Annotated in this window: 24 protein-coding genes and 2 pseudogenes; all 26 read left to right on the forward strand. The window is 35.4% G+C overall.

Features of this window, described 5'->3' with window-relative positions; genetic code table 11:
• Window positions 1-74 precede the first annotated feature (74 nt).
• The 26 genes and pseudogenes from RVS70_RS03530 to RVS70_RS03655 all read left to right on the forward strand — a co-directional run bounded on the left by RVS70_RS03530 (window position 75) and on the right by RVS70_RS03655 (window position 21,794).
• A complete protein-coding gene (locus RVS70_RS03530; protein WP_321132530.1) occupies window positions 75-1,106 on the forward strand; it encodes a methionine ABC transporter ATP-binding protein in 1,032 nt (343 codons plus the stop codon).
• Window positions 1,096-1,764 (forward strand): methionine ABC transporter permease, encoded by a 669-nt coding sequence (locus RVS70_RS03535; RefSeq protein WP_321132531.1) that lies wholly within the window; start codon window positions 1,096-1,098, stop codon window positions 1,762-1,764. Before RVS70_RS03530 ends, RVS70_RS03535 begins: the two co-directional genes overlap by 11 nt.
• 39 nt (window positions 1,765-1,803) lie before the next feature.
• Complete coding sequence (locus RVS70_RS03540; RefSeq protein ID WP_205388775.1) at window positions 1,804-2,643, forward strand: MetQ/NlpA family ABC transporter substrate-binding protein; 840 nt, start codon at window positions 1,804-1,806, stop codon at window positions 2,641-2,643.
• 273 nt (window positions 2,644-2,916) lie between these two features.
• Complete coding sequence (locus tag RVS70_RS03545) at window positions 2,917-3,087, forward strand: hypothetical protein (RefSeq protein WP_166529766.1); 171 nt, start codon at window positions 2,917-2,919, stop codon at window positions 3,085-3,087.
• Between the two features lie 276 nt (window positions 3,088-3,363).
• Window positions 3,364-4,149, forward strand: coding sequence for a Fe-S cluster assembly ATPase SufC (gene sufC / locus RVS70_RS03550; RefSeq protein ID WP_026681594.1), 786 nt, complete (start codon window positions 3,364-3,366; stop codon window positions 4,147-4,149).
• A gap of 18 nt (window positions 4,150-4,167) precedes the next feature.
• The gene (sufD, locus tag RVS70_RS03555) at window positions 4,168-5,475 is read left to right on the forward strand and encodes a Fe-S cluster assembly protein SufD (RefSeq protein WP_026681593.1); all 1,308 of its coding nucleotides are present in this window, start codon (window positions 4,168-4,170) and stop codon (window positions 5,473-5,475) included.
• Entirely contained in the window at window positions 5,475-6,695 is a 1,221-nt protein-coding gene (locus RVS70_RS03560) for a cysteine desulfurase (protein WP_121605609.1), read from the forward strand. Before sufD ends, RVS70_RS03560 begins: the two co-directional genes overlap by 1 nt.
• Window positions 6,685-7,116, forward strand: coding sequence for a Fe-S cluster assembly sulfur transfer protein SufU (gene sufU / locus RVS70_RS03565; protein ID WP_026681591.1), 432 nt, complete (start codon window positions 6,685-6,687; stop codon window positions 7,114-7,116). The genes RVS70_RS03560 and sufU overlap by 11 nt, the downstream gene beginning before the upstream one ends.
• A 61-nt stretch (window positions 7,117-7,177) precedes the next feature.
• A complete protein-coding gene (sufB, locus tag RVS70_RS03570; protein ID WP_026681590.1) occupies window positions 7,178-8,575 on the forward strand; it encodes a Fe-S cluster assembly protein SufB in 1,398 nt (465 codons plus the stop codon).
• An 82-nt stretch (window positions 8,576-8,657) separates the two neighbouring features.
• Window positions 8,658-8,845, forward strand: a pseudogene (locus RVS70_RS03575) (ketoacyl-ACP synthase III); the annotation flags it as partial.
• Window positions 8,846-9,037: 192 nt separating this feature from the next.
• Window positions 9,038-9,694: a Type 1 glutamine amidotransferase-like domain-containing protein gene (locus RVS70_RS03580; RefSeq protein WP_321132548.1), complete on the forward strand. Its 657-nt coding sequence runs from the start codon at window positions 9,038-9,040 to the stop codon at window positions 9,692-9,694.
• 301 nt (window positions 9,695-9,995) lie between these two features.
• Window positions 9,996-10,280, forward strand: a pseudogene (locus RVS70_RS03585) (hypothetical protein); the annotation flags it as partial.
• A gap of 37 nt (window positions 10,281-10,317) precedes the next feature.
• The gene (locus RVS70_RS03590) at window positions 10,318-10,833 is read left to right on the forward strand and encodes a GrpB family protein (protein ID WP_121605929.1); all 516 of its coding nucleotides are present in this window, start codon (window positions 10,318-10,320) and stop codon (window positions 10,831-10,833) included.
• A gap of 165 nt (window positions 10,834-10,998) precedes the next feature.
• Complete coding sequence (locus RVS70_RS03595) at window positions 10,999-11,526, forward strand: GNAT family N-acetyltransferase (RefSeq protein WP_166529768.1); 528 nt, start codon at window positions 10,999-11,001, stop codon at window positions 11,524-11,526.
• Between the two features lie 130 nt (window positions 11,527-11,656).
• Window positions 11,657-11,974, forward strand: a complete 318-nt coding sequence (locus RVS70_RS03600; protein WP_121605600.1) for a hypothetical protein — start codon at window positions 11,657-11,659, stop codon at window positions 11,972-11,974.
• Window positions 11,975-12,100: 126 nt separating this feature from the next.
• Window positions 12,101-12,325: a hypothetical protein gene (locus RVS70_RS03605; protein WP_121605599.1), complete on the forward strand. Its 225-nt coding sequence runs from the start codon at window positions 12,101-12,103 to the stop codon at window positions 12,323-12,325.
• Window positions 12,326-12,716: 391 nt separating this feature from the next.
• Window positions 12,717-13,484 carry a GNAT family N-acetyltransferase gene (locus tag RVS70_RS03610; RefSeq protein ID WP_026681584.1) on the forward strand — a complete coding sequence of 256 codons (768 nt, stop codon included), beginning with the start codon at window positions 12,717-12,719 and terminating at the stop codon, window positions 13,482-13,484.
• Between the two features lie 165 nt (window positions 13,485-13,649).
• Complete coding sequence (locus tag RVS70_RS03615) at window positions 13,650-14,531, forward strand: GNAT family N-acetyltransferase (protein ID WP_026681583.1); 882 nt, start codon at window positions 13,650-13,652, stop codon at window positions 14,529-14,531.
• Window positions 14,532-15,098: 567 nt separating this feature from the next.
• Window positions 15,099-15,521 (forward strand): PH domain-containing protein, encoded by a 423-nt coding sequence (locus tag RVS70_RS03620; protein ID WP_228089198.1) that lies wholly within the window; start codon window positions 15,099-15,101, stop codon window positions 15,519-15,521.
• Between the two features lie 106 nt (window positions 15,522-15,627).
• Window positions 15,628-15,915 (forward strand): hypothetical protein, encoded by a 288-nt coding sequence (locus RVS70_RS03625; RefSeq protein ID WP_026681580.1) that lies wholly within the window; start codon window positions 15,628-15,630, stop codon window positions 15,913-15,915.
• A 300-nt stretch (window positions 15,916-16,215) separates the two neighbouring features.
• Window positions 16,216-16,521: a hypothetical protein gene (locus RVS70_RS03630; protein ID WP_121605595.1), complete on the forward strand. Its 306-nt coding sequence runs from the start codon at window positions 16,216-16,218 to the stop codon at window positions 16,519-16,521.
• A 158-nt stretch (window positions 16,522-16,679) separates the two neighbouring features.
• A complete protein-coding gene (locus RVS70_RS03635; protein WP_321132532.1) occupies window positions 16,680-17,594 on the forward strand; it encodes a zinc-dependent alcohol dehydrogenase family protein in 915 nt (304 codons plus the stop codon).
• Window positions 17,595-17,773: 179 nt separating this feature from the next.
• Window positions 17,774-18,622, forward strand: a complete 849-nt coding sequence (locus RVS70_RS03640; RefSeq protein ID WP_121605593.1) for a sialate O-acetylesterase — start codon at window positions 17,774-17,776, stop codon at window positions 18,620-18,622.
• A 246-nt stretch (window positions 18,623-18,868) separates the two neighbouring features.
• On the forward strand, window positions 18,869-20,776 hold the full coding sequence (gene asnB / locus RVS70_RS03645) for an asparagine synthase (glutamine-hydrolyzing) (RefSeq protein WP_121605592.1): 1,908 nt from the start codon (window positions 18,869-18,871) through the stop codon (window positions 20,774-20,776).
• Window positions 20,777-21,027: 251 nt separating this feature from the next.
• Window positions 21,028-21,252 (forward strand): hypothetical protein, encoded by a 225-nt coding sequence (locus RVS70_RS03650; RefSeq protein WP_321132533.1) that lies wholly within the window; start codon window positions 21,028-21,030, stop codon window positions 21,250-21,252.
• A gap of 80 nt (window positions 21,253-21,332) precedes the next feature.
• Entirely contained in the window at window positions 21,333-21,794 is a 462-nt protein-coding gene (locus RVS70_RS03655) for a CPBP family intramembrane glutamic endopeptidase (RefSeq protein WP_321132534.1), read from the forward strand.
• Window positions 21,795-22,026: the final 232 nt, after the last annotated feature.

Below are 22,026 nucleotides of genomic sequence, written 5' to 3' on the forward strand. Positions count from 1 at the left end.
CTCTTACAGAAAGGCGTTTTTAATTGTATTTAAGGACATAATACAAATGTATGTAAATAAAAGGAGGATTACGTGTGATATCGATACAGGGTTTGAGTAAGGTCTTTACTTCAAACAAAAGCAATACAGCAGCTGTAGATAATTTGACCCTTTCGATTGATCAAGGAGACATCTTTGGTGTTATTGGTTATAGCGGAGCGGGTAAAAGTACGTTCGTTCGATTATTAAATCGCCTTGAAGAACCAACCAGTGGTCGAATTACAATGAATGACAAGGAAATTACGACATTAAATAAACGAGAACTTCGATTAGTAAGGCAAGATATTGGGATGGTATTCCAGCATTTTAATTTGCTCTGGTCGCGAACTGTTGCCGATAATATTGCTTTTCCTTTGGAAATAGCTGGGATTCCTAAAGCGGAAAGGGATAATCGTGTAAAAACATTGATTGAGCTAGTTGGGTTAACGGGAAAAGAAACATCCTACCCCGCCCAGCTAAGTGGTGGTCAGAAGCAGCGAGTCGGTATTGCACGTGCCTTGGCAAATAAGCCAAAGGTTTTATTATGTGATGAAGCAACTTCGGCACTTGACCCAGAAACGACGAACGCAATATTAGATTTACTTGTTAATATTAATAAAAATTTAGGGTTAACTATTATTCTTATTACACATGAAATGCAAGTGATTCGAAAAATATGTAATCAAGTTGCTGTTATGGAAAATGGAAAGATTGTAGAACAAGGGAATGTACTCGATGTGTTTCTACATCCAAAGCAAACTGTTACTAAAAAGTTCGTCAAACAAATTATGGGGTCTGACGAGGAAGATAGTGATATATCACATGTTATGAACCGTTATCAAAATGGAAAGCTAATCAGACTTCATTTTGTTGGAGAAACAACGAACCACGCATTAATTAGTCAAATTATAAAAAAATATGGTGTGGACATTAGCATTTTACAAGGGAAAATAACGCAAACACAGGCTGGTGCCTATGGAACCTTATTTATTCAAATGGACGGTAATGAAAAAGATATGAACAAAGCTATTTCATTTGTTCGTGAAGAAACCTCCGTAGAATTGGAGGTTATCCACGATGCTAACTAATTTATTACCAAATATTAAAGTAGAAGATTTTATAGAAGCAACTTATGAGACTTTTTATATGACGATCATTGCTTTAGTTGGAACGTTTATTATTGGGTTATTGTTAGGATTGCTTCTATTCCTTACACAAAAAGGAGGAATTTGGCAGAATAGGTTATTAAATCTTGTTATAGCGACGGTAGTGAATGTATTTCGAGCTATTCCATTTATTATATTGATTTTATTGCTTTTCCCGTTTACTAACTTTTTAATTGGAACCATCCGTGGTCCAAACGCGGCGTTACCAGCATTAATTATTGGTGCAGCTCCATTTTATGGAAGGCTTGTAGAAATAGCACTGAGAGAGGTTGATAAAGGTGTCGTTGAGGCTGCAAAGGCAATGGGAGCAAAGACCAGTACGATTATTTTTAAAGTATTGTTACCTGAATCAATGCCAGCATTGATCTCAGGTATTACGGTAACAGCTATTGCATTAATTGGTTATACAGCGATGGCAGGTGCAATTGGTGCAGGTGGATTAGGCAGCTACGCCTACTACTCTGGCTTTCAACGTAGGGACTTTGATGTTGTACTTATATGTTCCATCATTATTGTATGCATTGTTTTTCTATTTCAATTTATTGGCGATTATGTATCAAGAAAGTTAGACAAAAGATAAGAACGATATAAAATGAACAAGTTAAGAGGAGCGAATAAAATGAAAAAATTGTGGTTATCCGTGTTAATTATTATAAGTTTAGGATTTGTGTTAGCTGCATGCGGCGGAGATGATGAAGCTTCCTCCGATGCAAATACGATTAAAGTAGGCGCTTCTAGCACACCTCACGCTGAAATTCTTGAAGAGGCTAAGCCATTATTAAAAGAAGAAGGCATTACATTGGAAATAACTGAATATGAGGATTACGTATTACCGAATGATGACTTAGCTAATGGAGAAATAGACGCTAATTATTTTCAACATATTCCGTATTTAGAGCAAACAATAAGTGATACTGGATATAAGTTGGATTATATCGATGGAATTCATATTGAACCCATTGGTGTCTATTCCAAAGGCATTTCGAGTATAGAGGAGATTCCAGAAGGAACAGAAGTAGTCTTAAGTAATTCTGTGTCTGATCGTGGTCGTGTACTAGGTTTATTTGAAAAGAATGGGATAATAAAATTGGCAGATGGAGTAAAGACATCAGAAGCAACGCTTGATGATATTACTGAAAACCCTAAGAATTTAACGTTTTCACCAGATTATGACCCAGCACTTTTACCAGAAATTTATGAAACAGATGAAGAATCATTAGTAGTCATAAACACAAATTATGCTATTGGTGCAGGGTTAATCCCAACTGACGATGCATTATTCATAGAAGATGAGGATTCACCATATGTTAATGTTATCGCAGTAAGAGCAGAGGATAAGGACAATAAAGCATTAAATAAGCTTGTAGACGTACTACATTCTGAAAAAATTCAGAAGTTTATTGAAGAAGAATACGAAGGTGCAGTCGTACCTGTTGGCGACAAAAAACAAGCAGACTAACGTTTTAAAAAAGTTACTTTTAACAAAGTGAATATCAACAATACATTGATCCAGCAGTTTGATGTAATAGCTTTTATGAAGAATAGGGAGTATATGTGCGTTATCAGTAGAAACTGTATGAGGATGTTTATTTGGCTTAAATAACCGTTAAATACTGATCAATAAACTGAATAATACGTTTAAATTCGTTTTGTTTTGGGAATCACCTCTGTGTTAACCTTATTATTGTCATAAAATAAGAAAGGATGATTCCCTATCAATAGCGGAATAGAAATGAATTACACTTCTGAAATGGAGAAGGCTATGCAACAGACGCATCATATCGGATTTGCTGAGTATGAAAGAAAGTTAGAAAAGCGATTGGCAATTGAAAAAAAGCGTCAGCAAGAGCATGAGAAGTGTAAGCATTTTGCTGCTGAGTATGACGGACACATGAAAAAATAATGAAATCGACTGAGAAAGTAAAGCGTTATTTAGAAATATAGATGAGAAAATAAAGGTACGTATGTACAATAAGCATACGTACCTTTTATTTTTGATGATAATTGGGTATGCATGATATCCTATTAAATAAAGGATTTATTATACAATACTGACTCTGTTTAAAAGAGTTGATAATAAATTCTAAATGCTTTAAGATTGTAATGAGAATAAAGTGAGAATGAATCTTGCATTCATTTCAAAGTAACAATAAAACTAATTGTATTTGGAGGTATCGATATGGCAGGATCAACATTAGAAATTAAGAATCTACATGTCTCAATTGAGGATAAAGAAATATTAAAAGGTGTAGACCTTACAATAAAAGGTGGAGAATTCCACGCAGTAATGGGACCAAATGGTACAGGGAAGTCTACATTAGCTTCTGCAATTATGGGACATCCGAAGTATGAGATTACAGAAGGGTCTGTTCTATTAGATGGTGAAGATGTATTAGAAATGGAAGTTGATGAACGTGCTCGTGCTGGGCTATTCCTCGCTATGCAATATCCAAGTGAGATCAGTGGAGTAACTACTTCTGATTTCCTTCGCTCATCTATAAATGCTCGCCGTGGTGAAGGTAATGAAATCTCATTAATGAATTTCATTAAAGAAATGGATAGTGCGCTTGACTATCTTGACATTGATAAAAACATGGCACAACGATACTTAAACGAAGGATTCTCCGGTGGAGAGAAGAAGCGTAATGAAATCCTTCAATTATTACTATTAAAACCAGAAATCGCAATTCTAGACGAAATTGATTCTGGATTGGACATTGATGCGCTTAAGATTGTATCAAAAGGTATTAACAGGCTACGTGATGAGAACTTCGGTTGCTTAATTATTACGCACTATCAGCGTCTATTGAACTATATTACACCTGACAAAGTACATGTAATGATGCAAGGTCGAGTGGTTAAGTCTGGTGGACCAGAGTTAGCGAAACGCCTTGAGGCTGAAGGTTATGAGTGGATTAAAGAAGAGCTTGGTATCGAAGACGAAACTGTTGAGCAAAAAGCGTAAGTAAGGAGGGGTACTACTATGACTGTTGAAACAAAGCTGCCATACGATAAAGAATATATTGATCAGTTTTCCAAGGAAAGAAATGAACCGGAATGGATGCTGGAATTGCGCCTTCAAGCACTAGAACAAGCGGACGCTCTAGAATTACCAAAGCCTGATAAAACTAAAATTGGAAAATGGAATTTTAGCCAGTTTAAACACACGGCTACTGGTGCTGCTATTCAGTCGCTAAAAGAACTTCCAAATGAACTTCAGGAATTCTTGGATCAGGAAAATGCTCCAGAAAACCTCTTAATTCAACGAAACCATTCGGTTGCTTATAATACACTAAGCAAAGAATTGAAAGATAAAGGAGTAATTTTTACAGATATCTTTACAGCGCTGCAGAAGCATGATGATCTAGTGAAACGCTATTATATGAAGGATGCAGTATCAATTGATGAACATCGCTTAACTGCATTACATGCTGCTTTAATGAATGGTGGGGTCTTTGTATACGTTCCGAAAAACGTTGAAGTAGAAGTTCCTCTACAAACTATTTTTTGGCAGGAAGATCCTGAAGTAGCGTTATTTAATCATGTACTTGTCGTAGCTGATGAGGGTAGTTCGTTAACTTATGTAGAGAATTATTTCTCACATAATGAGAAGGAAGCTACAGTTGCTAATGTAGTAACAGAGGTTATTGCACAAGATAATGCGAAAATTTCCTTTGGTGCTGTGGATAACTTTGCTCATGGAACAACGGCATATAATAATCGTCGCGGTGTTGCTTATCGTGATGCAACAGTTGATTGGGCATTAGGACAGATGAATGACGGGAATACCGTTTCTGAGAATATCACACACTTAGTTGGTGAAAATTCACTTTCTAATGCCAAAACGGTATCCGTCGGCCGTGGTGATCAAACACAAAACTTCACTGCGAAAATTGTTCACTTTGGTAAGAATTCCGAGGGCTACATTTTACAGCATGGCGTTATGAAAGATAAATCTACTTCTATTTTTAATGGAATTGGTAAAATTGAGCATGGTGCTTCTAAAGCAAACGCGGAGCAAGAATCTCGTGTACTTATGCTAAGTGAAAAAGCTCGCGGAGATGCGAATCCAATTCTCTTAATAGATGAAGATGACGTTACAGCTGGTCACGCTGCTTCTGTTGGTCGAGTTGACCCAATTCAGCTATATTATCTTATGAGTCGTGGAATTACGCAAGAGGAAGCTGAACGTTTAATTATACATGGCTTCTTGGCTCCAGTTGTAAATCAATTACCAATTGAAGCTGTAAAAAATCAATTAACGCAGGTAATTGAAAGGAAGGTTTACTAATGGATGTAAAGGCCATTCGAGAACAGTTTCCGATACTCAATCAGGAAGTGAATGGTCATCCTTTTGTTTATTTAGATTCTTCAGCAACTTCACAGAAACCAAAAGCTGTTATTGAAGCTGTAGATACCTATTATCGAAACTATAATTCCAATGTACATCGTGGTGTGCATACACTGGGAACAAAAGCAACGGAGGCTTATGAAGGGGCACGCGAAAAAGTTCGACGTTTTATTCATGCGAGTAGTACAGCTGAAGTGATTTTCACACGTGGAACTACTACTTCAATTAACACTGTTGCATACAGTTATGCAAGAGCAAATCTAAAGCCAGGGGATGAGATTGTTATTACGCCAATGGAGCATCATAGTAATATCATTCCTTGGCAACAGGCTGCTAAAGCTACAGGTGCTACATTAAAATATATTCCGTTACAGGAGGATGGCACGATTAGCTTGGATGCTGTTCGGCAAACAGTAACAAATCAAACCAAACTTGTCGCTATAACTCATATCTCTAATGTACTTGGTACTGTGAATCCAATTAAGGAAATTGCAAGAATTGCGCATGATCATGGTGCCGTCATACTGATCGATGGTGCACAGGGTGCCCCGCATATGAAGGTTGATGTTCAAGATTTGGACTGCGATTTTTATACATTTTCTGGTCATAAAATGGGAGCACCAACAGGGATAGGTGTTATGTACGGAAAAAAAGAACTACTTGAAAATATGGAGCCAGTTGAATTTGGTGGGGAAATGATTGACTTTGTAAACCTTTATGATTCCACCTGGAAGGAGCTTCCTTGGAAATTTGAAGGGGGAACACCAATTATCGCTGGTGCTATCGGTTTAGGAGCAGCAATTGACTTTCTTAACCAAGTCGGTATGGAGGAAATTACTGCGCATGAACAAAAATTAGCTGATTATGCCATGCAGCAAATGAAAACAATAGATGGAATAAAGATCTATGGTCCAGAAAAACGGGCTGCATTGGTTACGTTTAATCTAGAGGATGTTCACCCTCATGATACTGCAACGGTTCTAGATGCAGAAGGAATTGCTGTGCGCGCAGGTCATCATTGTGCGCAACCATTAATGCGTTGGCTTGATGTGACAGCAACTGCGAGAGCAAGCTTTTATATGTACAACACAGAGAAGGACATTGATCGGTTAATCGATGGACTTCAGATAACAAAGGAGTATTTTGGTAATGTCTTCTAATAACCTTGATACACTTTACAGACAAGTTATAATGGATCACTATAAAAACCCACGTAACAAAGGAAGTTTGGAAGGAGACATATTAACTGTCGATATGAACAATCCTACTTGTGGGGATCGTATTCAACTTCAAATGCAGGTAAAAGATGGTGTCGTAGAAGATGCGAAGTTTGATGGAGAAGGATGTTCTATAAGCATGGCTTCGGCTTCCATGATGACACAAGCTATTAAAGGTAAAAAAGTAGATGACGCATTGGAAATGTCCAGTCTCTTTTCAAAAATGATGCTGGGAGAAGATGTTGATACGGATAAGTTAGATTTAGGAGATATTCAGGCACTTCAAGGTGTATCGAAATTTCCTGCACGTATTAAATGTGCAACTCTTTCCTGGAAAGCAATGGAAAAGGGTGTAAAAGAGTAATAATAAGGTAATTGCTATTTCTCTATTAGCTTTATACTTATACCTGAAGGAGGGTTTATCAATGGCAAAAAACATGCCGGAAATCGAAGAGTATAAATATGGATTTCATGATCGTGATGTCTCGGTTTTTCGTTCAGGCAAAGGTCTTACTCGCGAAGTAGTTGAAGAAATTTCAAAAATGAAAGAAGAGCCGCAATGGATGCTTGACTATCGTTTAAAAGCACTTGAGCATTTCTACGAGCGCCCAATGCCGCAATGGGGTGGCGATCTATCTGAACTAAATTTCGATGAAATTGTGTACTATGTAAAGCCATCAGAAAGACAAGGAAGAACTTGGGATGAAGTACCAGACGAAATCAAACAGACATTTGATAAATTAGGAATTCCTGAGGCGGAACAAAAATACTTGGCAGGTGTATCTGCACAGTATGAATCTGAGGTTGTATATCACAGTTTAAAAGAAGATCTAGAAGAGCTAGGAATTGTGTTTAAAGATACAGATACTGCTCTTAAAGAAAATGAAGAACTCTTTAAAGAATATTTCGGGAAAGTTATTCCTGCTACGGATAATAAATTTGCAGCGTTAAATTCAGCAGTTTGGTCAGGTGGATCTTTCATTTATGTACCAAAAGGTGTTCAGACTTCAACACCTCTACAAGCGTATTTCCGTATTAACTCGGAAAATATGGGACAATTCGAAAGAACATTGATCATTGTCGATGAAGGTGCATCTGTGCATTATGTTGAAGGATGTACTGCACCAGTGTATACAACGAATTCCTTGCATAGTGCGGTAGTTGAAATTTTCGTTAAGAAAGATGGGTATTGCCGCTATACAACTATCCAAAACTGGGCAAACAATGTATATAATCTAGTTACCAAGCGTGCGACTTGTGATGCGAACGCAACGATGGAATGGATTGATGGTAATATTGGCTCGAAGTTAACAATGAAATATCCAGCAGTTCTACTAAAAGGAGAAGGTGCACGTGGAATGACGTTATCTATCGCACTTGCTGGTAAAGGTCAGCTACAGGATGCTGGTGCAAAAATGCATCACTTAGCACCAAATACGTCATCGTCCATTGTTTCAAAATCTATTTCGAAGCATGGTGGTAAGGTATCTTACCGTGGCCTTGTTCACTTTGGAAGAAAAGCAACAGGTGCCCGCTCTAACATTGAATGTGATACGCTAATTATGGATAACGAATCGACTTCTGATACAATTCCATACAATGAAATTAATAATGACAATATTTCATTGGAGCACGAAGCAAAAGTGTCCAAAGTATCCGAAGAGCAGCTTTTTTACTTGATGAGCCGTGGCTTATCTGAAGAAGAAGCTACAGAAATGATTGTAATGGGCTTCATTGAGCCATTTACAAAAGAACTTCCAATGGAATATGCAGTCGAAATGAACCGTCTTATCAAGTTTGAAATGGAAGGTTCTATCGGTTAACAACTAGGAACCCTTGTCACATCGATGTTTGTGGCAAGGGTTTTTATAATGGATTTTATGTTTGTGCCCAATTTGTGCTCTGATAGTTTTAAACGCTGCTTGTACAGGATTTACTTATGGATTGCATGTAGCCAATGGATTAATCACTTTGAATTTACAAAAAATTCTTGACATTGGAGTAGAAGCTGTATCTAAAGTTACTGATTATAAGATCGATCTGCCTGTATTTTATTTGGTGATGGTGTAGGAGCAGTACCTGTAGAGTTTGAATAAAAAAACAAGTTTTTGTCCTAGTATTTGGCTTCAGACGGTGAATTGGGCAACAACTATATTGTTCAAACTGCAGTTGTGGAACAACAAACACTATGCCTGAATCGGGCCAGATTCTTGAAGAAGAAAAGGGGCATTAAACTTAGAAAGTAGAAATCTTATTTATATTTTGCTACGGGGGTACTTATGAAAATGAAAACTCACTATTATTTAGGTTGGTTTAACGATTTTTTTCCAAAGAACTTGAGTAGGGCTTTACAAGAGGATATAGTAGATAGAAAATCGCTTGTAATGATTAGCTCAAATCCATTTTTATATGAAGGTGATGGTGCTACTGAACGATCGTGGCTTGATCAGGCTGACATTATATTTGATGAATATTATTTAATTAATTATCGCGTACAAAAGGAAGAGGCCCACGTATTAATTCAAAATGCATCAACCATTTTCTTGTTGGGTGGAAACACCCTTAATCAAAATGACTTTTTGATGGAATATGAAATGTCGGATTTGATTAAAAAGAGTAAAGCCGTTGTGATGGGAGCAAGTGCTGGTGCAATCAACATGTCCGCAAAATGGTTATGCTCAAAAAGCCTTGGATATAAAGTTGAAATAAGCTCTGTTTACGACGGGATCGGCCTTGACGACTTTTCCGTCCTGTCACATTTTGATCTTGAAAATAACATTGCGCTGGTTCAAAGTGAACTGTCTCCCTTATCGGAACAAATGAATATTTATGCGTCGAACAAAGACTGCGCTGTCCGTATAAAGGGAGACAAAATCGACATTTTAGGCAATGTGTATTTAATTTCCCAGTCAAAGATTCAGAAATTGGATGAGACGCTTTAGTTGTAATAAATGACTTTGATATACATAGATGTACAGAACGGTATTCTGCAAAAGGGCGCAGTTGTAGAATAAGGGCTGCGCTTCAATAGGGCCATTTAATTGAAGATCAAGGAGTGAATGAGTTGCCTAAAGATATTGTTATCCGAACAGCAAAAGCTGAAGATGCTTCAAGAGTTTTACAAATACAAAAAGAGGTTGTACTAGAATGAACTTTCTTAACAACTGCTTCAGATGAATTTAATAAGACAGTAGAGCAGCAAAGGGATTGGATAGAAAATGTTTTGCATAATGATAAAGAAACTATGTATTTCTTGCTAATTTACCAGATGAAGTTCATATTCATACTCCCTTAAACACTGACGAAGGTATATTAGAATGGAAGTCAATTAATTGGATATTAGATTATGATAATAGGGGTGTAATGAGCAACTTAAAAAGATATCTACCAAGAGTATTGGAAGATGAGAACAATTTAGAGCATCCATTTACTTATGATAATCATACTATAATCGATTACTCAACTATTATACTTAATGAAGATGATACTAATAAACTATGTGGTGAAACGGGCCATTATGTGGAGTAAGGATAAATTACAAAATGCTTTACGAGGGGAGATACAATTGAAAGTTAGGTTATCGGAGTATGATGAAAATTGGAGTAAAATGTTTGAAGATGAGGCTCAATTTTTGGGCGAAGTGTTGGGTGATGAAATAATCAGGTTTGAACATTTTGGGAGTACTTCCGTCTTAGGGATGAATGCAAAGCCTGTTATTGATATGATGTGTCTAGTTAAAGACATTGAAAAAATTGATATGTTCAATGACCAAATGCGCTTACTTGGATATGACGTTGCTGGAGAATGGGGCATACAAGGTAGACGATTATTTCGCAAAGGGGGAGAGAAGAGAACCCATCATATCCATGTTTACCAGTTTGATAATCCCCAAATTAAACGGCATTTAGTTTTTCGGGATTATTTAAGAACCCATCCCAAAGAAGTTGAGCAATACAGATGTTTGAAAGAAGAATTGGCTCAACGATATGACGATACAGCTTACTACAGCAAAGCTAAAAAACTTTTCGTAAAAGAAATGGAACAAAGGGCATTGAAGTGGTTTGAAGAACAGGGAAAGTAGCAACTGTTCCAGAAAAGGGTGCTTTTCCGGAATAAGAGTCAGTGGTCATTTTCATTAAAGGGCCATTTTCTGGAATATGGGGATTGTGGAATTTATAGCACTTTGAAATAATTGTTATTAAAGGGAAATTTCCAAATTAAGAAACTAAAAAAAGGGTGAGATTATATGTTTCCTACATTAGAGACAGATAGACTAGTATTACGAGAATTAACAAATGAAGATGCAGAAGGTATTTTTGCTTGTTTTTCTAACGACGATCTAACACGTTTTTACGGACAGGAAACATTGAAAAGTATTGAAGAGGCAGAAAAATTCGTAGACTTCTTCTCAAAAAACTATAGTGAAAAAAGAGGCATACGATGGGGTATTGAGCGAAAAGGAACCAACGGCATAATTGGAACAATTGGCTTCAATGCTTGGTCTCCAAAACATAAACGAGCTGAAATTGGTTACGAAATTCACCCAGAACAGTGGAGAAAAGGATACATTTCAGAAGCTGTATCTAAAGTTCTTTCATATGGTTTTGATCTTATGGGTTTAAACCGTATAGGTGCTGTTGTATTTATTGAAAATGATGCATCGAATAAATTATTAGAAAAAGTAGGTTTTCAAAAAGAGGGAGTTTTAAGAGACTATATGTACCAAGGTGGAAAAGCATATGATACATATGTTTATTCCCTTCTTAGGAAGTAATCTTCCGGAATCGGGTGCTTTAATGGAAGTAAGAAGCGCCTTGATTTCATTATCGGGCCATTTAATTGAATAATTTATTGTTAATTAGGCTTTGAGAAGGTGAATCGAAAAAAATGAGGTGGGATGAAATATGTTCGATGCTGGTTGGCTTAACATCGGCAGTTTGATACTTGGATTAGTAGCTTGGATAATTCCTATTGTTAGTCTTTTGGGAAATAAAAACCAAAATAATAAGAAATGGGTCACCCTTTCTATCATCAGTTTCAGCGCTTGTGCAATCGCTATATGTTTACAAATTTTTTATAATCTTCATTTGGTGAAAATTGAAGATTGGGCTGCCTTGATGGATACAATAGGCGCTGTGGCCTTTCTTTCAGCAGTACTTGTTGTTGTCACCATTTTACTAAATGTATTTACGTTGATTTTATATCGAGATAAAGCTGCATAGTAAGACAATCGGGCGCTTTTCGGAATAAGGGTCAGCGCTCATTTTCATTATCGGACCAGTTTGTTGGAGAAGTGATTTTCATTTCCCAATTAAAAATCATAAGGAAATATAAACGGAGGAAATAGCATGATTGTAGTTAAAAGAGGATTGCCAGAGCATGTTGAAGGAATTTCTAAAGTTTGTTCCGAAGGTTGGCTGGACACATATGAGGGTATTAGAAGTCCAGAAAATATAAGAAGGAATAAGGAGACATTTTATAATTATGACCGTATACTTCATGAGTTAGATGAAGTGGACGGTTGGGACGGCTATTTTGTAGCACTTGACCTTGACAATAGTGAGATCAATTAAGGTAAAAGGAAATGGGAACTGGAGAATCAATGGCGAGAAGTAGAATTCTATACTAAGGAAGAAGATCATTTCTTTATTTATATAGAAAATAAGAATATGGTGCATCACTTAAAATCAGGTAGTAAAACTGATGAAGTGGAAGATTTCTTAAAGGTTATAGGTTTAAATGAAAAAGTGTAGGTTTAAGTATCGGTTTACAGTTTCCTGCAATCGGGCTATATCTGGAATAAGCACTTAATTAATCGGGCCAGATTACTGAGAAAAGAAAATGAATCGCTTCCATGTTTTCTGAAAATTATGGGAGGATATAAATACTGTGAACACAGTTTATTTAGAATTTAATTGACCTTAAAAAATAGCGCGCTACAAATATATTGAAAGGTGCAAAAACATGATTAAAAATCAACAATTTGTAATCAACAATTTTGAAGAAAAATTAAAAGTATTTACGCATGCAGTTAGTGGGGAACTTACAAGTGAAGAAGATTTCGTCATAGCGAATACAAAAGTCCCCACTGATACATTCAATGTATTATTACCAAAATCTCCAACTATCAAAAATGCAGTTAAGATTAGATATGGAATCGATAATTTTTCTTTTAAAGGATATCCCTTTAGTACTTGGATTGATGCTCAATTTTTAAACGATGAATGGAAAGAACTTATGCAAGAATATGACCTTAAAGAAACAGAACGTAATGTAATGATGAAACTTGAAAATACGCTTAATGTTAGTCAAAGTAATTCCCATCAGCTTATAATTACCCCTGTGAAAAGTAATGAAGAACTTATGAAATATAAAGAGGTTTTTATGAGCCTATTTGGAGGTTCACCAGAAAAAGATGCATTAGAAAGTTATTTTAATAGGTTTTCACAAGAAAAATTAGGTGTAGAAGTTCAAATGTTTATTGGATGCATAGGTGAACTGACTGTAACTACTGGTTTATTAATAGAAAGCAAAGATAGTTACGGTATTTATGATGTGATGACAAAAGAAGCATTTAGAGGTAAAGGTTTTGGCAGCGAAATGTTTCAATTTCTTTTAAATCAAACAAAGGATAAACAAAAACCAGTTGTATTACAGGCTTCAGATGATGGGAAAAGTATCTATAAGCGATTTGGATTTATAGATGTCGGAGAAATGGTAGTATTTGAATAAGGGGGTTTCTTATTAAGTTAAAGGGCGCTTTTCTTAAATAAGGAAAGCGCCTTCTTCATAAAAAGAACCATATTGTAGAATAAAATTGAAGAGTCAGTACAGCCAAGTTCTATTATAGGAAGAATTTCTTGAAAATTACTAAATAAGATTGGCGGAATTAAAAACATGATTAAAATTAAAAGGTTGATAGATTGTACAATAGCTGAAGCTGTAAAATCTTGGAATGAAGGTTTTGCGGGGTATTATATTGATACGACAACGACTCCTGAAAATCTTATAAAAAGGATGGTCAATGAAGATCTTTCACCTTTATTATCTATAGTAGCCTTTAAAGATAACCAACCTATAGGAATTGTAATGAATGGTGTAAGAAAGGTTAAAGGAAAAAAAGTTGCCTGGAATGGAGGAACAGGTGTTGCTAAGGAATATAGAAGCAAAGGAGTTGGAAAAATATTAATAGAGTCAACTCTCTCTATTTTAAAAGAAGAAGGAGTAGATCTAGCAACACTTGAGGCAATAAGTAATAATACTAAAGCCATTTCTCTATATAAAAATATGGGCTATTTAATCTATGACAATTTAGAGTATTTAACACTCAAGGGAAAGTTATTACAAAATCCGATTAAAGATTCAAATAGAAAATATAATGTCGAACGAGTAGCACCTCAGCAAATAGGTCAACTTCTGTTTTATAAAACAATGAATCCTTGGCAAACGCAATGGCAAAGTGCCAAAAATGGTGAAGGGATCATCGTCAAAGATGATAGTGGAAATGAACTTGGCTATGCTTATTATCAAAAAATATTTAATTCTCAAGGGAGACATCTAAGTACTATTTTGTTTCAGTGTGAGTCGAAACCAGACCTGACAGATAGTGAGGAAATTGTCTATTTTATGTTAGGGGAGGTTTTTGGAGATTTTAAGGATGATATCATTCGAACAATTCCTAATTTACCGATTACCAAAAGCGAATTACCTCTTACCATTTTGAAACAGATTGGATTTCAAACAATAGCTCAACAGGTTTACATGACGAAAGAAATGTAATCATTTTTTCTCAGTTTGATGTAGAAGTATGTTAACAAATAATATTAGAAGAGAAAGTAAAAGATACTAGATTAAAATTTTTTTGGGGAGGAAACAAATTATATCTACACCATACATATAGGTAATTATAACATTATTAGTTACGCTTACAGTGCTTTATATGACTGGGCTCATACGAATGGGGATCAATTTGATGGTCCTTTTATTGATTATGGCTAAAATATACAGCTCAGAAGTTCAAGTTTTTTCTGAACGTACTGTTTACATTTTATCCAGTGTAATCGATTTCTTCTTAGCATTATCTTTAATTACAAATAATTGGGGATTCTTTTTATTAAGTTTACTGCCAGTTTTTATAAATGTAATTTTTGCGTTTTTTACTAAGAAAAACAAATATATAAAAAGATTCAATCAAAGTCATTCCGAAAATATAAAGCCACAGTAATTCAGGAAGTGTATCTCGGGAATCATAACATTTACATTATGCCGCAAACGGGCGCAGTTGTTGAATAAGTAGTGTTCTAGAATTGGGCCATTTGATTGAGTAAAACAAGGGGGACGATTAATTTGTATTTCCCATCCAAGAAAGACAATTGGTTAGCTTTAATAATTTGGGGAGTAACACTTTTAATGGGCTGGCAGATGATAACTTATAAAAGCTTAGTAAGCTATATTATAGGTTTGCTAATAATTTGTCTGCTTTTATGGTTGTGGTTTGGAACTGGTTATAAAATTGAAGAAGGACTTATTAAAATCAAATCAGGCCCATTTAGAAGCACAGTGAAGATTAATGAAATAAAAAGATTGAATGCTACAAAAAATCCATTGGCAGGACCTGCACTATCCATTGATAGAATAGAGATTATTCATCGGAAATATGATATAGCGATAGTCTCTCCAAAAAATGTAGCCGAGTTTATTCGAGTTTTATTAACTGAAAATCAATATATTCAGGTCGACAATAATCTTTCCAACGACAAGAATAATTAAGGTAAGACTATTCCAGAAAAGGGCGCGCTTCGCTTCTTGAATATGTGTGTGCTTCAGAGCTGGGTCATATTGTTGTATAATTTCGTGAAATATTGGGGGAACTGATATGAACTTTATTGAATCGATAGACCAGTTTTTAATGCAATTGGTCATAGTCCCTATTGTAGTAATTGGATTAGGTGTTTTGTCAGCAGTTACTACTAAAAGAATCTTTGTCGGACCTTTAGTGACATTAATTCTTAATTTGTTGTATGAAGTATGGTATGCAAAATATTATTATCCTGATTTGGAGATTAGTTTCACATCTTGGAATATATATTTTCCAATTATATCTCTAGTTATTTCTGGAATCTTTATATCAGCAAGGAAAACGAAACCAAAGGAGTCTCATTGAAAAATTAATAACAGGTAACACTTAGGTCACCTATCTGGAATTGCGCCTCAATCGGGCCATATTGTTATAGAAATGCTTATCCACATCTACAATTGTAGAAACCGAGTTTCCTTTTTTTCTTCAGTTAAAAGCCTAGTTAATGATTGTTTCTACTCAGAGATCTTATAACCGTACTCCAGAATCGGTCGCAGTTGTAGAATAAGAGCTGCGCTTCTATAGGTCCCATAATGTTTAATAAAATGAAACCTTTCATAAGAGCAGTCGTATTTCAATTAAATGCTTTATTTCAGGAGGGGTAATTTGAAACTTATATTTTATTTTTTCATCCTAGCTTTGATTGTATTTTTAAATATTGGTCTTTATTTACCATTTTTAAAAGGCGATGAAGAAGATATTTGTAGTAATATAAACCGCTTGAAGAAATATAAGTGGTTTCAAGACCTTTTAAATAATAAAAACTATAAAGAACTAATTGTTTATGATAAAGATGTGCGTAAAGTCATTGGAAAGTTCAGTGGTAATAAAATTGATAGCAAACTTTTTCAGCATATATACCGAAAAAAGTTGCATAACACTTTACATCAAAAATCAAACCGTTTGGCTTAATAATAATGAAACATTCATTAATCGGTCGCGATTCTGGAATAAACAACTGCGTCCTGTGTTTAAGAAAAGGGGCAGATTGCTTAAGAACATGGAACTGTTTAGGAAAGAAAATGTGTTTACAATAAATGTAATTTTTTATGACCAAAGGAGAGGGTTTCTTGAAAGCTAAATGCCTTAAATTCAATGAATTTGGCAACCCCCAAGAAGTACTTAAAGTTGAATATAAAGACATTCAACCCCCAAAAGAAAACGAGGTTCTTGTACGCATGGTAGCTAGACCAATTAACCCATCTGATTTAATACCGATAAGGGGTGCTTACTCTCACAGGATTTCTTTACCAAATATTCCGGGTTATGAGGGAGTTGGAATTGTCGAAAACGTAGGTTCCTTGTTATCTCAAAATCTTATTGGCAAGCGGGTTTTGCCTCTAAGGGGAGAAGGTACTTGGCAGGAGTTTGTTAAAACATCAGCAGAATTTACAGTGGCAATTCCAGATTCTATTGATGACTTTACAGCTGCGCAAATGTACATAAATCCAATTACAGCCTTGGTCATCTGTACTCAGGAGTTAGGATTAAGACCAAATGATATCCTCTTAGTCAATGCCTGTGGTTCATCTATCGGGCATATTTTTGCCCAATTATCTAAAGTGCTGGGCTTCCGGCTAATTGCGATAACTAGGAATGATGAGTATTCAAAGGATCTAATAAGGCTTGGTGCTTCTTATGTAATTAATACCTCTATAGATCCATTACGTGAAACAGTTATGGATCTATCTGGTGGGTTTGGGGCCGATGCAGCTATTGATTCAATTGGGGGATCAGTCGGTAATGATCTAGCTTTTAATGAGGCAAAAGTGAACGCAAAGTTATTTCATTTGCGGCATTGGAATAAAAGAGTCTCAGCCGATGTTTGGCAGGAGACATTTAACCATTTAATAACATTGGTTAATGGTAAAAAATTAAGGCTTATGAGACCTAAATCATATCACAGTTTATCGGAAATACAGGAAGCTGTTCGGATTGTTGAATTATCGAGGGGAAATCAAGGCAAAGTGATTTTAACGAACTGATAGGACTGCTTATTCCGTTAACGGGCGCTTTTCCGAATAAGGGTCAGCGCTCATTTTCATTAAAGGGCTATTTAGTTGAATAAAGACAAAATTGACTTGACAAAAAGACTAATTGAGTAATACTCTTAACCCCATTTAGTCTAATTAGACCATTGCAAACAAAGAAAGAAGGTTTTTCGATGAAATCTATATTATTAATCGGACAATCAAATATGGCAGGCAGAGGATTTATTGAGGATGTACCGCCGATTTATAATGAGCACATACATATGTTGCGAAACGGCAGATGGCAAATGATGGCAGAACCGCTTAATTTTGATCGTCACGTATCTGGTATTGGGCCGGCAGCCTCTTTTGCTCAGGCATGGACAGAGGATCATCAGGGCGAGTCCATTGGGCTAATAACCTGTGCCGAGGGAGGAAGCTCTATTGATGAGTGGTCAATTGATGGACTATTAACAAGACATGCGATTTCTGAAGCAAAATTCGCTATGGAAACAAGTGAAATAGTGGGAATTCTGTGGCATCAAGGAGAAAGCGACAGTTACGGAGAACGTTATCAGACGTATGAAGATAAATTGCTTTCATTATTTAAACACTTGAGAAAAGAATTGAATGCACCAGATATCCCGATTATTATCGGTGAATTGGGCCATTACCTTGGAGAGGTCGGATTTGGAAAAAGCGCTGTAGAATATAAACAAATAAACCAGATATTATCTAAAGTAGCTCATACCGAAAAAAATTGCTATATTGTAACATCAAAAGACTTAACAGCAAATCCAGATGGCATTCATATTGATGCAATCTCCCAAAGAAAATTTGGATTAAGATACTATGAAGCTTTTTCAAAACAAAAGCATGTTTTGGATATTTTGGACATAGAGCATGAATGGATTGAAAAGGAAGCAAAACGAGAACTAACTAAAAATGAACGTATATTTGTTCAAAGTATGAAGTTTGCCTTAGGACAATTAAGTTTTGAGGAGTTTTCTATGAATGTCTCCAATATTAATGAAAGCAAGTAAATTCTCTAATGAAATAATGCTTCACTTCTAAAAATGTCTTATCATGAAGAAATTGCTTAATTTCTATAGGATCGTGTGTACTCAGATATAATTTTGATTCTCATGTAAAACCATTATTTTACATATCATTTAAATGATGGTTCTTTATTTAAATTTATGTTAAAATATTTCTATTGCATTACTTTAATGTAACGTTAATATTACAATTTTGATAGGGCCTTCCCTTTTTTAGAGAGGATATATGATATGTGTGGATTTGTAGGTATGTTATTTGATACTCCAATGGAAAGATCTGAACAAGATATTGCGCAATTTAAGGAACAAAATAATATTATAACCCACCGCGGTCCGGATGAGGAGCAATATTATTTTGACTCCTATGTATCATTTGGGTTCCGCCGATTAAGTATTATTGATATAGAGAGTGGAACACAACCATTAAGCTATAATGATAAGCAAATATGGATGGTTTTTAATGGGGAGATTTATAATTATTTAGAACTTAGACAAGACCTGATTAAAGAGGGGTATCACTTTGACACTGATTCAGACACAGAAGTGATTGCAGCTTTATTTGTTAAGTATAGAGAGGAGGCATTTAAATACTTAAGAGGAATGTTTTCTATTCTAATCTGGGATAAAGAAAGGAAAGAATTTTATGGTGCAAGAGATCCATTTGGAATTAAACCGCTTTTCTATTATGAAAATGATTTAGGGACATGCTTTGCCTCAGAGAAGAAAAGTATCTCATTAATGATGGAAAAGGAGGAAGTAAATCTAGATGCATTACAACACTACTTCAGCTTTCAATACGTCCCAGAACCAATGACATTGTCCCGTGGGATAAAAAAGGTAAAACCTGGTCACTATTTTAAAAAGAAACCAGGTGAATCAATTGTATTTACTCAATATTGGCATGCTACATTTCAGCCAGTAACTAAGGACAAACATGATTGGATAAAACAAATTCAAGATGTAATGTACGATTCGGTGAATAAGCATTTGCGTAGCGATGTGCCGGTAGGATCATTTTTGTCTGGAGGGATTGATTCAACCTTAATTGTTTCTATTGCGAGGGAATTCAATCCAAATATTAAAACATTTTCAGTAGGATTTGAACGAGAAGGATTTTCCGAAATGGATGTAGCTAAAAAAACTGCAGATAAATTAAATGTGGAAAATATAGCTACAATTATTTCTCCTGAAGAATATATAAATAGCCTACCAAAAATAATGTGGCATATGGATGATCCATTGGCTGACCCCTCTTGTGTGCCACTTTATTTTGTGTCAAAGGAAGCAAGTCAACATGTAAAAGTAGTTTTATCCGGAGAAGGGTCTGATGAACTATTTGGTGGCTATAATATATACCGTGAACCGGAATCCCTAAAGGTATTTGATTCCGTTCCAGCACCTGTAAGAGGTTTGCTAGCTAAAGTTTCAGCTGTTTTACCTGAAGGTGTAAAAGGTAAAAGCTTCCTGTATCGTGGTACAACTCCTTTACGTGACCGCTATATTGGAAATGCTAAGATGTTTGAAGAAGAAGAAAAACGCAAACTATTAAAGAAATACAACGACCATGTACAATATCAGCAAATCACTGAATCACTATTTGATAATGTAGAGGAATATCCATTGGTAAATCAAATGCAATATATTGATATTAATACATGGATGCGTGGTGACATACTATTAAAAGCAGATCGAGTAACAATGGCTAATTCCCTTGAATTACGCGTGCCTTTTTTGGATAAAGAAGTCTTTCAGGTTGCTAGGCAACTTCCTGTTGATATGAAAATTGCTAATGGTACAACAAAACAGATTCTCCGAGAAGCTTCTCGTGGGATTATTCCTGATCATGTACTTGATCGTAAGAAGTTAGGCTTCCCAGTACCTATTCGCCATTGGTTGAAAAATGAATTGAACAGTTGGGCTAAACAACTTATTCGAAACAGTGAAACAGATCATTTGCTACACAAGGATTACATTTTACAATTACTTCAAGCGCACTGTCAGGGAAAAGTTGATTATAGCAGGAAAATTTGGACAGTTCTTATGTTTATGGTATGGCATCAGAACTTTATAGAAGGAACATTCAAAAAGGAAGATATTCAAAAAATGGGACAAGAAAAAGAAGTGCTGGTATACAGCTGAAGGTAAGACAACTTGTATCAATATGTAAAACAAGAATCGAAGATTGCTAGCAGTAACCATTTATTTATGGAAAGTATTATGGATAGGTCATCGAAAAAGCAAAGCCCCACTATCTTTTAGGAAGGGGCTTTAACTTTTAACTTAAAAGCAGTCAAACTACTTTGATAATTGGTATGAAACAATAGAGATACCATGTTCCATTAATTTTCTTGGCTCAATTCTGTTCGTAAATCTGAAAGGAGAGATTTGATATGGAAAATAGTACGGAACGCCAAATCTTAGAGGAGTTAAAAAATATAAATAAATCATTACAGCATAGGAGCAACAAAATAGATGACATGGAAAACGGTGGCAAACCACTCTTCATTATAGGAGATATATTAAAATCATTGTTCATTGGAGTTCTTATCGTTGGTCCAGCTATAGCAGTTGCAATAGTAGCTTTTCAAGTTATTAGTGGTTGGCAATTCAATTAACAATCACTTTCTTTATATACAATTAATAAATAGTCGCTGTGACTTTATTTCTTCTAACCATTACAAACGATACTCAAAACTTGACACTATCCTTTGCAGGTCTTGGATTATTGTTCTTTGCATTCTTAGATAATTTAGTAAGGGGACCTTTAGGTGAAGAATTAGGTTGGAGAGGATATGCTTTAAATGAACTTCAAAAAAAGTACTCTCCCTTGAAATCAGCCCTATTAGTAGGCGTTTTATGGGGATTTTGGCATACCCCACTATGGTTTGTCTCAGGCTATACTGCAGTCAATTTAATCAAGTACATCGTACTTTTTATGATTGGAATTATATCTTTTTCAATTATTATGACGCTGTTCTACAACCTAAATAAGAACCTAATGATACCAATTATTTCTCACCAACTATTTAATTTTTCTCTTGTGTTGATAAAAGGAGAATTATTAGATATTTTGGTATATGTTATGCTTGCTTATTTTGCTTTCGCAATTATATTAATTATAATAAATCCGAAGGAAATTCTATACAAGAAAACCTAGGTTAGTGATAAAGCTGAGGCGTGTGGAACACTTTGGAACATTTGCTTCTTTCAATTATTAGCGGTCATAAGAGGCGATGGTATTCTAGCACGAAGTTTATTCTGTTAACGGAGTAGGAGTTGAAAATCACTATTTCTAACAAGGGCATATTATTATCTATCTGAGCTTACAACATTTGCGATTGTTAAAACGTTAAACTTTACCCGAATCCTTTTTTTCCCCAATCAGCCCA

This window comes from Virgibacillus sp. M23, assembly GCF_034190895.1.
GTDB lineage: Bacteria > Bacillota > Bacilli > Bacillales > Amphibacillaceae > Virgibacillus > Virgibacillus salarius.

Excerpts from the sequence above, each read along its gene's own strand:
- RVS70_RS03625 (WP_026681580.1), top strand. The coding sequence starts at position 15,628 with ATGAACTTTATTGAATCGATAGACCAGTTTTTAATGCAATTGGTCATA.
- asnB (WP_121605592.1), top strand. The coding sequence starts at position 18,869 with ATGTGTGGATTTGTAGGTATGTTATTTGATACTCCAATGGAAAGATCT.
- sufU (WP_026681591.1), top strand. The coding sequence starts at position 6,685 with ATGTCTTCTAATAACCTTGATACACTTTACAGACAAGTTATAATGGAT.
- RVS70_RS03535 (WP_321132531.1), top strand. The coding sequence starts at position 1,096 with ATGCTAACTAATTTATTACCAAATATTAAAGTAGAAGATTTTATAGAA.
- sufC (WP_026681594.1), top strand. The coding sequence starts at position 3,364 with ATGGCAGGATCAACATTAGAAATTAAGAATCTACATGTCTCAATTGAG.
- RVS70_RS03610 (WP_026681584.1), top strand. The coding sequence starts at position 12,717 with ATGATTAAAAATCAACAATTTGTAATCAACAATTTTGAAGAAAAATTA.
- sufD (WP_026681593.1), top strand. The coding sequence starts at position 4,168 with ATGACTGTTGAAACAAAGCTGCCATACGATAAAGAATATATTGATCAG.
- RVS70_RS03615 (WP_026681583.1), top strand. The coding sequence starts at position 13,650 with ATGATTAAAATTAAAAGGTTGATAGATTGTACAATAGCTGAAGCTGTA.
- RVS70_RS03605 (WP_121605599.1), top strand. The coding sequence starts at position 12,101 with ATGATTGTAGTTAAAAGAGGATTGCCAGAGCATGTTGAAGGAATTTCT.
- RVS70_RS03600 (WP_121605600.1), top strand. The coding sequence starts at position 11,657 with ATGTTCGATGCTGGTTGGCTTAACATCGGCAGTTTGATACTTGGATTA.
- RVS70_RS03595 (WP_166529768.1), top strand. The coding sequence starts at position 10,999 with ATGTTTCCTACATTAGAGACAGATAGACTAGTATTACGAGAATTAACA.
- RVS70_RS03540 (WP_205388775.1), top strand. The coding sequence starts at position 1,804 with ATGAAAAAATTGTGGTTATCCGTGTTAATTATTATAAGTTTAGGATTT.
- RVS70_RS03545 (WP_166529766.1), top strand. The coding sequence starts at position 2,917 with ATGAATTACACTTCTGAAATGGAGAAGGCTATGCAACAGACGCATCAT.
- RVS70_RS03560 (WP_121605609.1), top strand. The coding sequence starts at position 5,475 with ATGGATGTAAAGGCCATTCGAGAACAGTTTCCGATACTCAATCAGGAA.
- sufB (WP_026681590.1), top strand. The coding sequence starts at position 7,178 with ATGGCAAAAAACATGCCGGAAATCGAAGAGTATAAATATGGATTTCAT.
- RVS70_RS03640 (WP_121605593.1), top strand. The coding sequence starts at position 17,774 with ATGAAATCTATATTATTAATCGGACAATCAAATATGGCAGGCAGAGGA.
- RVS70_RS03650 (WP_321132533.1), top strand. The coding sequence starts at position 21,028 with ATGGAAAATAGTACGGAACGCCAAATCTTAGAGGAGTTAAAAAATATA.
- RVS70_RS03580 (WP_321132548.1), top strand. The coding sequence starts at position 9,038 with ATGAAAACTCACTATTATTTAGGTTGGTTTAACGATTTTTTTCCAAAG.